This is a genomic window from Streptomyces liliiviolaceus, assembly GCF_018070025.1.
GTDB classification, from domain to species: Bacteria; Actinomycetota; Actinomycetes; order Streptomycetales; family Streptomycetaceae; genus Streptomyces; species Streptomyces liliiviolaceus.
In genome coordinates this window covers 7,746,134-7,758,958 of sequence record NZ_JAGPYQ010000001.1, presented here as the reverse complement: position 1 = coordinate 7,758,958, position 12,825 = coordinate 7,746,134, and the positions used below count along the sequence as shown (strand labels likewise).

10 protein-coding genes are annotated in these 12,825 nt (G+C 68.9%); 8 read left to right on the top strand and 2 right to left on the bottom strand.

Annotated features, from left to right (window positions below; genetic code table 11):
• Positions 1-197: 197 nt before the first annotated feature.
• A complete protein-coding gene (nrdR, locus tag J8N05_RS32950; protein WP_210889248.1) occupies positions 198-749 on the top strand; it encodes a transcriptional regulator NrdR in 552 nt (183 codons plus the stop codon).
• 153 nt (positions 750-902) lie between these two features.
• On the top strand, positions 903-3,797 hold the full coding sequence (locus J8N05_RS32945) for a vitamin B12-dependent ribonucleotide reductase (RefSeq protein WP_210889246.1): 2,895 nt from the start codon (positions 903-905) through the stop codon (positions 3,795-3,797).
• Between the two features lie 160 nt (positions 3,798-3,957).
• Here the strand turns inward: J8N05_RS32945 and J8N05_RS32940 are convergent, their stop codons facing one another.
• Entirely contained in the window at positions 3,958-4,491 is a 534-nt protein-coding gene (locus tag J8N05_RS32940; RefSeq protein WP_210889245.1) for a TerD family protein, read from the bottom strand.
• A gap of 153 nt (positions 4,492-4,644) precedes the next feature.
• Between J8N05_RS32940 and J8N05_RS32935 the strand changes: the two genes are divergently transcribed.
• The 4 genes from J8N05_RS32935 (at position 4,645) to J8N05_RS32920 (ending at position 9,210) form a co-directional block, all read left to right on the top strand.
• Positions 4,645-5,250 (top strand): YdbC family protein, encoded by a 606-nt coding sequence (locus tag J8N05_RS32935; RefSeq protein WP_210889244.1) that lies wholly within the window; start codon positions 4,645-4,647, stop codon positions 5,248-5,250.
• A gap of 149 nt (positions 5,251-5,399) precedes the next feature.
• Positions 5,400-6,059, top strand: coding sequence for a histidine phosphatase family protein (locus J8N05_RS32930; RefSeq protein ID WP_210889243.1), 660 nt, complete (start codon positions 5,400-5,402; stop codon positions 6,057-6,059).
• A 105-nt stretch (positions 6,060-6,164) separates the two neighbouring features.
• Entirely contained in the window at positions 6,165-7,076 is a 912-nt protein-coding gene (locus J8N05_RS32925; protein WP_210889241.1) for an ADP-ribosylglycohydrolase family protein, read from the top strand.
• A gap of 721 nt (positions 7,077-7,797) precedes the next feature.
• Entirely contained in the window at positions 7,798-9,210 is a 1,413-nt protein-coding gene (locus J8N05_RS32920; RefSeq protein ID WP_210890540.1) for a DUF4153 domain-containing protein, read from the top strand.
• Between the two features lie 239 nt (positions 9,211-9,449).
• Here the strand turns inward: J8N05_RS32920 and J8N05_RS32915 are convergent, their stop codons facing one another.
• Positions 9,450-10,997 carry an MFS transporter gene (locus J8N05_RS32915; RefSeq protein ID WP_210889240.1) on the bottom strand — a complete coding sequence of 516 codons (1,548 nt, stop codon included), beginning with the start codon at positions 10,995-10,997 and terminating at the stop codon, positions 9,450-9,452.
• A gap of 207 nt (positions 10,998-11,204) precedes the next feature.
• Between J8N05_RS32915 and J8N05_RS32910 the strand changes: the two genes are divergently transcribed.
• On the top strand, positions 11,205-11,828 hold the full coding sequence (locus J8N05_RS32910; RefSeq protein ID WP_210889239.1) for a TetR/AcrR family transcriptional regulator: 624 nt from the start codon (positions 11,205-11,207) through the stop codon (positions 11,826-11,828).
• A gap of 233 nt (positions 11,829-12,061) precedes the next feature.
• A complete protein-coding gene (locus tag J8N05_RS32905) occupies positions 12,062-12,763 on the top strand; it encodes a ribonuclease HII (protein WP_210889238.1) in 702 nt (233 codons plus the stop codon).
• The last annotated feature ends 62 nt before the right edge of the window (positions 12,764-12,825 follow it).

The following is a 12,825-nucleotide window of genomic DNA, read 5'->3' as shown; positions in this document are numbered from 1 at the left end:
ACGGGTGCGACACGCGCGTAGAGCGTGAAATTCGGGTCAGGCCCTACATATAGTGGTCCGAGTTCCACAGCGGCCCAGAAGTTGTGGTCCCCCGGTCTTCCAGGTCCTAGGTCATCGCCTATGCTTGGGGCTGCTTCGAGGGGCTCAAGGGCCCGCCGAGGCTATCGAGTCGTGCTGTGCGAGGAGGGTTGGATTCGATGCACTGCCCCTTCTGCAGGCACCCCGACAGCCGTGTGGTCGACAGTCGTACGACGGACGACGGCACGTCGATCCGCAGGCGCCGCCAGTGTCCCGACTGCTCCCGTCGGTTCACGACCGTGGAGACGTGCTCCCTCATGGTGGTGAAGCGGTCCGGAGTCACCGAGCCGTTCAGCCGTACGAAGGTCATCAACGGCGTGCGCAAGGCGTGCCAGGGGCGGCCCGTCACGGAGGACGCACTCGCCCAGCTCGGCCAGCGGGTCGAGGAGGCGGTGCGGGCCACCGGGAGTGCCGAACTGACCACCCACGACGTGGGACTGGCCATACTCGGCCCCTTGCAGGAGCTGGACGTCGTCGCCTATCTGCGGTTCGCGTCCGTGTACCGGGCGTTCGACTCGCTGGAGGACTTCGAGTCCGCCATCACGGAACTCAGGGAAGAGACGCAGGGCCCCGCCACGGCCGACGACGACGTGTGCGAGGGGTGCCAAGGAAACGACCGCGGGTCCGGAGAGGCTGTCGAAGTCCCCGTGCCCGCACACGCCGCCGACTGACGAGAAGGGCCGACGCAGGCCCTGCCGATCGGCGGCGACCACATACCTGTTGCGAGCGGACGCGTAGGCGGTGCTCGCAATGCCAGAACACACACCGTGCCCCGGGAAGAACGAGGCACTTCAGGGCGTTTTAGCCTGATACAGGGAGGCGGCATGACAGAGACGGCGAGCGGTCCGGCACGAGGTTCCCGCGCGAAGGGCACCAAGGCCACCAAGGGACTGCGTATCGAGCGCATCCACACCACCCCGGGCGTGCACCCGTACGACGAGGTGTCCTGGGAGCGCCGTGACGTCGTCATGACCAATTGGCGCGACGGCTCGGTCAACTTCGAGCAGCGTGGCGTCGAGTTCCCCGACTTCTGGTCGTTGAACGCGGTCAACATCGTCACCAGCAAGTACTTCCGGGGTGCCGTGGGCACTCCGCAGCGCGAGGTGAGCCTCAAGCAGCTCATCGACCGCATCGTGAAGACGTATCGGAAGGCCGGCGAGGACTACAAGTACTTCGCGTCGCCCGCCGACGCCGAGATCTTCGAGCACGAGCTGGCGTACGCCCTCCTGCACCAGATCTTCAGCTTCAACTCGCCGGTGTGGTTCAACGTCGGCACGCCCCAGCCGCAGCAGGTCTCCGCTTGCTTCATCCTGGCCGTCGACGACTCCATGGAGTCGATCCTCGACTGGTACAAGGAAGAGGGCATGATCTTCAAGGGCGGCTCCGGCGCCGGCCTGAACCTCTCCCGGATCCGCTCCTCCAAGGAGCTGCTCTCCTCCGGCGGCAACGCCTCGGGTCCCGTCTCCTTCATGCGCGGTGCCGACGCCTCCGCAGGAACGATCAAGTCGGGTGGCGCCACGCGCCGCGCCGCCAAGATGGTCATCCTCGACGTCGACCACCCCGACATCGAGGACTTCATCCAGACCAAGGTCAAGGAAGAGGAGAAGATCCGCGCCCTGCGCGACGCGGGCTTCGACATGGACCTGGGCGGCGACGACATCACGTCCGTCCAGTACCAGAACGCCAACAACTCGGTCCGCGTGAACGACACGTTCATGAAGGCCGTCGAGAACGGCGAGAAGTTCGGCCTCACCTCCCGCATGACCGGCGAGGTCATCGAGGAGGTCGACGCCAAGGACCTCTTCCGCAAGATGGCGGAGGCGGCCTGGGCCTGCGCCGACCCGGGCATCCAGTACGACGACACGATCAACCGCTGGCACACGTGCCCGGAGTCCGGCCGTATCAACGGCTCGAACCCGTGCAGCGAGTACATGCACCTGGACAACACGTCCTGCAACCTCGCCTCGCTGAACCTCATGAAGTTCCTGAAGGACGACGGCTTGGGCCGCCAGTCCTTCGACGTCGAGCGCTTCTCCAAGGTCGTCGAGCTCGTCATCACCGCGATGGACATCTCGATCTGCTTCGCGGACTTCCCGACCCAGAAGATCGGCGAGAACACCCGCGCCTTCCGCCAGCTGGGCATCGGCTACGCCAACCTCGGCGCCCTGCTGATGGCCACCGGTCACGCGTACGACTCCGACGGCGGCCGCTCCCTCGCCGGCGCCATCACCTCGCTGATGACCGGCACCTCGTACAAGCGGTCCGCCGAGCTCGCCGCGGTCGTCGGCCCGTACGACGGCTACGCCCGCAACGCGCAGCCGCACCAGCGCGTCATGAAGCAGCACTCCGACGCCAACGCCGTGGCCCCCCGCGTGGACGACCTGGACACGCCGATCTGGGCCGCCGCCACGGAGTCCTGGCAGGACGTGCTGCGTCTCGGCGAGAAGAACGGCTTCCGCAACGCGCAGGCCTCGGTCATCGCCCCGACCGGCACCATCGGTCTCGCGATGTCCTGCGACACCACCGGCCTTGAGCCCGACCTCGCCCTGGTCAAGTTCAAGAAGCTGGTCGGCGGCGGCTCGATGCAGATCGTCAACGGCACCGTCCCGCAGGCCCTGCGCCGCCTGGGCTACCAGGAGGAGCAGATCGAGGCGATCGTCGCCCACATCGCCGACCACGGCAATGTGATCGACGCCCCGGGCCTCAAGACCGAGCACTACGAGGTCTTCGACTGCGCCATGGGCGAGCGTTCCATCTCCGCGATGGGCCACGTCCGCATGATGGCCGCGATCCAGCCGTGGATCTCCGGCGCGCTCTCCAAGACAGTCAACCTGCCGGAGACGGCGACCGTCGAGGACGTCGAAGAGGTCTACTTCGAGGCGTGGAAGATGGGCGTCAAGGCGCTCGCGATCTACCGCGACAACTGCAAGGTCGGCCAGCCCCTCTCCGCGAAGACCAAGGAGAAGGAGAAGGCCGAGGTCACGGCCAAGGCCGAGGACACCATCCGTACCGCGGTCGAGAAGGTCGTCGAGTACCGCCCGGTCCGCAAGCGCCTCCCGAAGGGCCGTCCCGGCATCACCACGTCCTTCACGGTCGGCGGCGCCGAGGGTTACATGACCGCCAACTCCTACCCGGACGACGGTCTCGGCGAGGTCTTCCTGAAGATGTCGAAGCAGGGCTCCACCCTCGCGGGCATGATGGACGCCTTCTCGATCGCCGTCTCCGTAGGCCTGCAGTACGGCGTGCCCCTGGAGACGTACGTCTCCAAGTTCACCAACATGCGCTTCGAGCCGGCCGGTATGACGGACGACCCGGACGTGCGGATGGCGCAGTCGATCGTCGACTACATCTTCCGCCGCCTGGCGCTCGACTTCCTGCCCTTCGAGACGCGTTCCGCCCTCGGCATCCACTCCGCCGACGAGCGGCAGCGACACCTGGAGACGGGCTCGTACGAGGCCGGCGAGGACGAGGTCGACGTCGAGGGGCTGGCCCAGTCCGCGCCCCGCGCGCAGGAGCTGAAGGCCGTCGTCACCCCCAAGGCCGAGGTCGAAGCGGTCAAGCCCGCTCCGCAGCAGGCCCACACCAGTGCCGAACTGGTGGAGATGCAGCTGGGCATCCAGGCGGACGCCCCCCTGTGCTTCTCCTGCGGTACGAAGATGCAGCGGGCCGGTTCCTGCTACATCTGCGAGGGCTGCGGTTCGACCAGCGGTTGCAGCTGATCTCTGACGGACCCACACGCCGGAGGGGCGGTACAGCCACCAGCTGTACCGCCCCTCCGGCGCGTGCGCGTACCCCCGGCGCGTGCGCGGACTTCCAGCGCGTCCGCGCATGTTCAGCGCTTGCGCATACGTTCAGCGCGTGCGCGGGAGCCGTGTGGCCTCAGGACCCGACGCCGTTGCCCATGATCCTCGCGAAGGTCGCCGGGTCCGCATCGAAGCCCTGGACCGCGGGACGGAAAGTCCACTCTCCGGAGTCGTCACGTACGAACTCCGCGACCGTCGTGGCCGTGGCCCCGAGGACGCCGCCGAAGTCGTTCTCGGACAGGACGGTGTAGCCCTCGCGGATCCGCAGGGCCGGGTTGGTGACGCCGACGAACGTGCGCCGTCCGGTGCCCTGCTGTATGGCGACGCCGACCATCACGCGCGCGTAGCGCTTGTTGAGACGGCTCAGCTCCAGGGTCATGACCTCGTCCCAGCCGAAGCCCTTGCCGTCCTTGCTGTCCCGGTTGAGGTAGATGGTGCCGTCCGGGGAGCGGCTGCCGAAGTGGACTACGTAGTCGGGGTCTTCCTGCGCGTCGGTCGCGAGATAGGTGGCGGCGACGATGTCGAGATCGATGGCCGGTTCGCCGGTGGGACTGGGGTCCCACTTCACCGAGACCTCGACCTTGCTGATGCCCTTGTTGAGGCCGTTCACCGCACATCCTTCCTGGTGCCCCTGCGTCGGCCGCCTCAACTGCCGGGCAGGTGAGGCGTGTTGTCCATCGTGCCACGCACACGGGGGCGCTCGCGCGGATGCAGTGCGCCCGACCGTGACCGACGCCACGTTCCTGGGCCTTACGATGGCGCCGTGCTGGTCAAGTGGATTCGCTGCACCGTGGTGGACCGCCGCGGTTTCGAACGGGGACAGCGAAAATGGGCGGGACTTCTGGGGGAGCCGGGATTCCGGGGGCAGGGCGGGGGCTGGAGCCGGGGAAGGCCCGGAGTCGCCCACATCTTCGCCTTCTGGGAGAGCCGTGCCTTCTACGACTCCTTCATGGCGCGCTCCCATGACCGGCTGGCCGCGTCCCAGTCGGGCACCTTCAAGGACCAGTACGCCACGCTCTTCGACCATCGCTTCGACGTGAAGACCGGCTTCGAGCCGCGCTTCACGGAGGCCGACCTCGTGCGGGTGGCGCACTGCCGTGTGCACGAGGAGCGCGCCGAGCACTTCGCGCTGATGCAGGAAAAGGTCTGGAACCCGGCGATGGCCGGCTCGCCCGGCATGGTGCGGGGCCTGTTCGGCGAGGCGCCCGGCCACGAGTTCCTGGTCCTGTCCATGTGGCAGTCGGCCGCCGAGCACGGCAAATACCGCGCGGAGCGGGTGGAGCGGCTCGCCCTGCGGGCCCAGATAGAGGCGGACGTCGTGGCGCTCACGGGGGACATAGTCCAGCTGGAACCGTCCTGGACCGTCTGAACGGCGACCTGACGCTGATCTGGCGGCGTCCCGAGGGGGACCTGACGGCGTCCCGAGGGCGTCTCATGAGGGCCGCGATTCGTGTGACCTGTGACGTATGAAGCCCGTACGAGTGCTCGATCGGGCGTGACCCGATCTAGGGTTCCGGTATGGCACGTCCACGGCGCATCGTTCTTGTCCGGCACGGCGAGTCGGTGGGCAATGCCGATGACTCCGTCTACGAGCGTGAACCCGACCACGCTCTGGCACTCACCGAGAAGGGGTGGCGACAGGCGGAGGAGACGGGCAAGCGGCTCAGAGAGATCTTCGGCCGCGAGCAGGTAAGCGTTTACGTCTCCCCGTACCGCCGTACCCACGAGACCTTCAGGTCCTTCCATCTCGACCCCGGGCAGGTCCGCGTCCGCGAGGAGCCCCGGCTGCGCGAGCAGGACTGGGGGAACTGGCAGGACCGGGACGACGTACGTCTCCAGAAGGCCTATCGCGATGCCTACGGGCACTTCTTCTACCGCTTCGCACAGGGCGAGTCCGGCGCCGACGTGTACGACCGGGTCGGCAACTTCCTGGAGAGCCTCTTCCGGAGCTTCGAGGCGCCCGATCACCCGCCCAACGTGCTCCTGGTGACCCACGGTCTGGCCATGCGGCTGTTCTGCATGCGCTGGTTCCACTGGACGGTCGCCGAGTTCGAGTCGCTGTCGAACCCCGGGAACGCGGAGATGCGGATGCTGGTTCTCGGGGAGGACGGCCGCTACGCGATCGACCGTCCTTTCGAACGCTGGCGGGATCCGGAGTCGTACGGGGCCACCGGTTAGGGGGCTCTTGGCGGCGCCAGGGTGGTGCTTGGCTGCCGCCAACTGTCGTCCTAATTTGTTGTCTTTTGTCAGAATTCATGAGTGACGAACTAGAGTGGCAGGGCGATGACCGCTGACTCCTCTCCCGCCGGGCGCCTCGACCGCGCCCTGGCCAGCCTGCGCGGTCTGGCGGTCGGGGACGCGCTGGGCTCACAGTTCTTCGTGCCCGCGAACTATCCGCTGCTCCAGGAGCGCGCACTGCCGCCAGGCCCTTGGAAATGGACCGACGACACGGAAATGGCCGCCTCCGTAGTGGCCACTTTGGCCGCCCGTCACCGCATCGACCAGGACGAACTGGCCCGCTCCTTCGCCGAGCGTCATGACGCCGACCGGGACTACGGTCCCGCGGTGGACCGGCTGCTGCGACAGATCCGGGAGGGCGGCGACTGGCGCGCACTGTCCTCGGCCCTCTTCAAGGGGCAGGGCTCATGGGGCAACGGCGCGGCGATGCGGATCGCCCCGCTGGGCGCCTGGTACGCGGACGACCCCGAGCAGGCCACGCACCAGGCGGAGATCTCGGCGTACCCCACCCATCAGCACCGGGAGGCGGTCGTCGGCGCCATGGCCGTGGCGGCCGCCGCCGCGCTGGCCGCGGCGCCGGGAGGGCCGCCCGGGCCCGACGCGCTGCTCGACGGCGTCATCGCTCTCGTACCGCGCAGCGCCGTGGGAGCGGGTCTGCGGCGCGCCCGGGACATGCTCGACTACGGGGACACGACCACGGTGGCGGCCGTCCTCGGCTGCGGCCGACGTACGACCGCGCACGACACGGTGCCGTTCGCGCTCTGGTCGGCGGCGCGGGCCCTCGGCGACTACGAAGAGGGCATCTGGGCCACCGCCCAGGTGGGCGGCGACATGGACACGACCTGCGCCATCGTCGGGGGCGTAGTGGCCGCCGGGTCGGCCGGGGCTCCTCCTGAGGGGTGGCTGGAGCGCACCGAGGCGCTGCCGGGCTGGCTGACACCGGCAGACGCGCACTAGGAGTCGGAGGCCGCTCGGCAGGGCGTGAGGGCGGTTTCGGCGGGGCTTGAGGACGGCTTCCGTAGCCGTGAGGACGGCTTCTGCGGCCTTGAGGACTGCTGTCGGCGGTTGACGGCGGGGTGCCGGGCTCAGCTCGTGGGCCACGCGCGCGTGCCCTCTTTTCGTCCGCCCCACGTATTGATCCCTGTCACAGCCCTGCCACAGAGAAGCCGCGCCCCGCTGTCCCGAGAGTCCCGCGGTTACCCTTTCCGCCACGCCGATCGTTGATCATCAAGAGTCGACGCCGACGAGAAACCGGTTCCTGAGCTTCTCCCGCAGCTGTGCGCTGCGTGCTGCCCGGACCGGTCGGGGAGGGGGTCCTGTGTCCGAGAAACCGTCCGAGGCCGAGCCGAGAGGGTCGGAAACCGAGGAGCCGGAGAAGCCGGAGGAGACCGTTCCGGCGGCCCGCTCCGGCGGGGGGAGCGTGGGCACGGGCACGGGCACGGGCGCGGGCGCGGGCACGGTTGCGGGGGCGGCCAGGGCCAAGGCTTCAGCTTCGGGTACGGCTTCGAGTACGGATACAGGTACGGGTTCGGGCCAGAAAGGCTCGGCCGTGGCGGACCTCGACGACGAGGACGAGGACGAGGGCGAAGGCTGGAACGGTCCCGCCGTCGAGTCCTGGTTCGCGGACATCCAGGCGGACACCCCCGCGTCCGTCCGTACCGCGACGCTCTGGGCCGCTATGGCCACCGGCCTGCTCAGCATGCTTCTGCTCGGAGAGGGCCTGGCGCTCAATCTCCTGCTGGTGGCGATACCGATCACGCTCGGTGTGTACTTCGCGGCCGGGAGAGCGGGCCGACGGCTACGCCCCTGGACGCTGGTGTGGGGTGGTGGCGGACTCGCCCTGCTGATCGTTCCGGCGCTGCGTGACGCCGGCTGGCCGTCCTTCCTCGCCGTCGTCGCCGCTCTGGCGGTGGGCTCGCTCGCCCTGCACGGCGGCCGTACCTGGACAGGGATGCTGTTCGGCCCGATCGGCCTCTACACCTCGCTGGTCACCGGCCCGGGCTGGGGCTGGCGCGGACTGCGCGAGCGGACCGGCGGGGCACGCGGCAACGTGGGCCCGGTGCTGCGCGCGATCGCGGTGGCCGCCGTCCTGCTGGTGGTCTTCGGCGCCCTCTTCGCCGGCGCGGACGCGGCCTTCGCCGACCTCCTGGCGGACCTCGTGCCGGACGCGTCGGTCTCCGGCGGCCCCTGGCACGCCGTCCTGTTCGTGATCGGCGTCGTCGGCGCCCTGGCGGCAGCGCACACGGCCGCGGCACCCGTTCAGTGGGACCGCGTCGTGGTGCCCCCGGGCCGCGCCCGCGGCCGCGTCGAGTGGGCCCTACCCCTGGTCGTGCTCGTCGCGCTCTTCGCTGTCTTCAACGCCGTCCAGCTAGTCGTCCTCCTCGGTGGATACGACGCCGTCCTGGACAAGACCGGCCAGACCTACTCCGAGTACGCGCGTCAGGGCTTCTGGCAGTTGCTCCTGGTCACGCTCCTCACCCTGCTGGTCATCGTCCTCGCCCTGCGCTGGGCGCCCCGGGACGACGCGCGCGACCGGACGCTGGTGCGCGCCGTCCTCGGCACCCTCTGCGCCCTCGCCCTCGTCGTCGTGGCCTCGGCGGTGCGGCGTATGGACATGTACGTGGACGCGTACGGGCTGACCCGGCTGCGGATCTCCGTGGTGACCGTCGAACTCTGGCTCGGCCTGGTCATCGTGCTCATCATGGCGGCCGGCGCCCTCGGAGCCCGCTGGCTGCCGCGCGCGGTGCTGGCCAGTGCCGCCGGGACCGTGCTCGTCTTCGGGATCGTGTCGCCCGACGGCCTGATCGCCGAGCGCGCTGTCCAGCGGTACGAGCGCACGGGCATGTTCGACCTCGACTACGCGCGCGAGTTGTCCGCCGACGCCGTACCGGCGCTGGACAAACTTGATGAGCCGCTGCGGTCCTGTGCCCTGAAATCCATCGACGAGGACCTGGGGGAGAACGTCGCCCCCTGGTACGCCACGAGTTGGGGCGAGGCACGCGCCCGGAACATCCTCGACGAGCAAAAGCCGTCCCCCGCAGCGGACTGGCGCGTGTGCAGCCGCCTGGACGAGGATCTGGCGTACCGCTGAGGCGGGAGACGGAGGGCGCGTACCCGCGTACCGCCGAGGCGGGGCGTAGAGGGTGCGTACCGAGCGCGTACCGCTGAAGTCGCCGCGCGCGCCTACCGCGTACGCGCCGCTTCAGTTGGGTCGTCTGGGTCGTCCGTGCCGGTGTGCCGCCGCAGCGATCGCGTGGGAACCAAGCCGGCCGGTCCGCCGGTCTCAGTACGGCGGACCGGCCGACTCTTCGCGTCCGTGGCGGTGGTCGGTCAGCCCGCCGGGACCCCCGCCGTGCCCGACAGCGCCTCCAGGTCGCTCTTCCGGACCCGGATCACCAGTGTGGCGACGGCAAGAGCCAGCACGGCCATGGCGACGGCCGGGAGGAAGGCCGTGGAGATGCCCTGGGCGAGCACCTCGTGACTCCAGGGAGCGGGCAGCTGATGCGTGGTGGCGAACTCCGCCTTCTGCTCGGGCGAGGCGTTGGCCATGAAGTCCGTGACCTGTTTCTCCGCCTCCTCACGGCTCGCCGTACCGAAGACCGTGGTGAGGATGGAGAGGCCGAGCGAACCACCCACCTGCTGCGTGGCGTTGAGCAGTCCGGACGCGGCGCCCGCCTCGTGGGGGGCCACTCCGGAGACCGCGGTCAGGGTCAGCGTCACGAAGTTCAGCCCCATGCCGAAGCCGAACAGCAGCATCGGACCGAGCACACCGCTGACGTAGGAACTCTCGGGGTCGATGAACGTCAGCCAGCCGAGCCCGATCACCACGAGGGTCGAGCCGACCATCATGAACGGCTTCGGGCCGAGCACCGGCAGGAACCGCTGCGACAGACCCGCGCCGGTGCCGATCGCGACCGTGATGGGCAGGAAGGCCAGGCCGGCCTCGATGGGCGTGTACTGCAGCACGTTCTGCACGAAGAGAACGATGAAGAAGAACATGCCGAACATCGCCGCGGCCAGGCTCAGCATGATCACGTACGTACCCGAGCGGTTGCGGTCGGCGAACATCCGCAGCGGTGTGATCGGTTCCTTGGCCCGGGACTCGACCAGCGCGAAGGCCACCAGGAGGACCACCGCGGTGCCGAAGGACGCGATGGTGAGACTGTCCCGCCAGCCCTCCTCCGCGGCCCGGATGAAGCCGTAGACGAGCGAGGCCATACCGAGAGTCGAGGTCAGCGCGCCCGCGATGTCGAAGCGCCCCGGATGCCGCTCGGACTCGCTGATGTAGAGCGGTGTGACCACGGCGATCAGTACACCGATGGGTACGTTGACGAAGAGCACCCAGCGCCAGTCGAGCCACTCGGTGAGCATGCCGCCGGCGAGCAGCCCGATCGCGCCGCCACCGGCCGAGACGGCGGCGAAGACCCCGAACGCCCTGTTGCGCTCGGGCCCTTCGGGGAACGTCGTCGTGATCAACGCCAGCGAGGTGGGGGAGGCGATCGCGCCGCCCACCCCTTGGAGGGCGCGTGCCGCCAGCAGTTGCCAGGGCTCCTGGGCGAGTCCGCCGAGCAGCGAGGCGGCCGTGAAGAGCAGGATGCCGGACATGAAGACCCGGCGCCGGCCGAGGATGTCGCCGGCCCGGCCACCGAGCAGCAGCAGACCGCCGAACGTGAGCGTGTAGGCGCTGACCACCCAGGTGAGATCAGTGGTGGAGAACTTGAGGGCGCCTTGAATGTGCGGGAGCGCGATGTTCACAATCGTCGCGTCGAGTACCACCATGAGTTGGCAGGCCGCGATGACGGTGAGCGCGATGCCGGGATGCCCCTCCCGGCGGGCCGCTCCCGGCTTCTGATCTTTGATCAACGGAGAGGTTGTCACTATTGAGTCCCCCACGAGTGCGTTAGTGAACGCTCGCGTTCACTGTCGCGTCAAAAGGTAGTGAGTCCCCGACAGTGAACGCAAGCGTTCACTGAACTCGCCGCCGATTGATGTCACTTGACCGCTCACGGACCCCGGTCCGTATGGCGCGTACGTGCATGCGTGCGCACGTCCGCGCCCCTCGCCCGCTCACATGGAGACAGGCTCATGGTTACTTCGAGTTGGACGGCCGCCCCCGCTCAGGCGGCCTCCCCGCGCAGACGCGGCGCCGTACTCGAACGCGCGATCCTCGACGCCGCGCTGGAGCAGCTCAGCACGGTCGGCTGGAACGGCCTCACGATGGAGGGCGTCGCGGCCGGCGCCCAGACGGGGAAGGCCGCGGTCTACCGCCGCTGGCCGTCGAAGGAGGACCTCGTCGCGGACGCGCTGCAGGCCGGGCTGCCGTCGCTCGTGGACGTACCCGATCTGGGAAGTGTGCGGGACGACCTGCTGGAGCTGTGCCGGCGGGCGCGCGAGGCGATGTTCTCGCGCCCGGGGTTCGCGCTGCGCTCGGTGATTCACGAATGCGACTCGTCCCAGGCCCAGCGTTTCCACGAAGTGATCCTGTCGGGGGTCGTGGAGCCGACGATCCGCCTGCTCGGCGAGGTCATCGACCGTGGGATCCGGCGGGGAGAGGTCCGGCCGGACGCGGCGAACTCCTATGTCCTCGACGCCATTCCGGCGATGATGATGTACCGCTCCAAGGTGTGCGCGAGCGAATGGAACGAGCGGGACATCGAGGAGATGATCGACCAGCTCATGGTCCCGCTGCTGCGACCGGAAGGTGTCTGACCGGGGTTGCGCCGGAAGGTGTCCGGCCGGGGTTGCCTGAAGGTTGTCCGACCGGGGCTACCGGAAGGTGTCCGACCGGGTTCCGCGGTCGCTCCGGGCTGGCCTCGGGGTGACGCGGTACGGGTTCGGGGGCGCCCCGGACGGGCTTCGGGCCGACCGGGTCGGTGATGTGCGGGGCGCTCGGGGGAACCGGGTGTCGTGTGCGGTTCCGGGCGGCGTAGGCTGAGCGTGTCATGCCGTACGAACCACCTACCCACACCGTCGAGCGCTCCCTGCGCGCCACGACCGGAGCCAAGGTCATCGCCGGTGTCGACGAGGTGGGGCGCGGCGCCTGGGCCGGCCCGGTCACCGTCTGCGCGGCGGTCACGGGCCTGCGTCGCCCGCCCGAAGGCCTCACCGACTCCAAGCTCCTCACCGTCAAGAGGCGCACAGCACTCGCCGAGATACTGGCGCAGTGGGTGACGTCGTACGCCCTGGGGCATGCTTCTCCGGAGGAGATCGACCAGCTGGGGATGACGGCCGCACAGCGGCTGGCCGCCTGCCGCGCCCTCGAAGCGCTGCCGGTGCGTCCCGACGCGGTCATTCTCGACGGGAAACACGACTATCTGGGCGTGCCGTGGCAGGTCCGCACGGTGATCAAGGGCGACCAGTCCTGCGTCTCCGTGGCGGCGGCCTCGGTGATCGCGAAGGTCCAGCGCGACAAAATGATGGCCGAACTGGGTGTCGACCATGCAGACTTCGGTTTTGCGGCCAACGCCGGGTATCCGTCACCGGTTCACAGGGCCGCACTGGAGATGCGGGGCCCCACCCCGTACCACCGGCTGTCGTGGGCGTATCTTGATGCGTTGCCCCAGTGGCGGCACCTCAAGAAGGTCCGCAGTTGGGCGGACGGAAGCGTTCCGGAGATCGAAGGGCAACTCGGCTTCGACTTCTGACGGTTCTGTTCGCACTCATGTGTCACCCGCTTACGCGAGTCGCACCGGCGTTTGATAAAAAT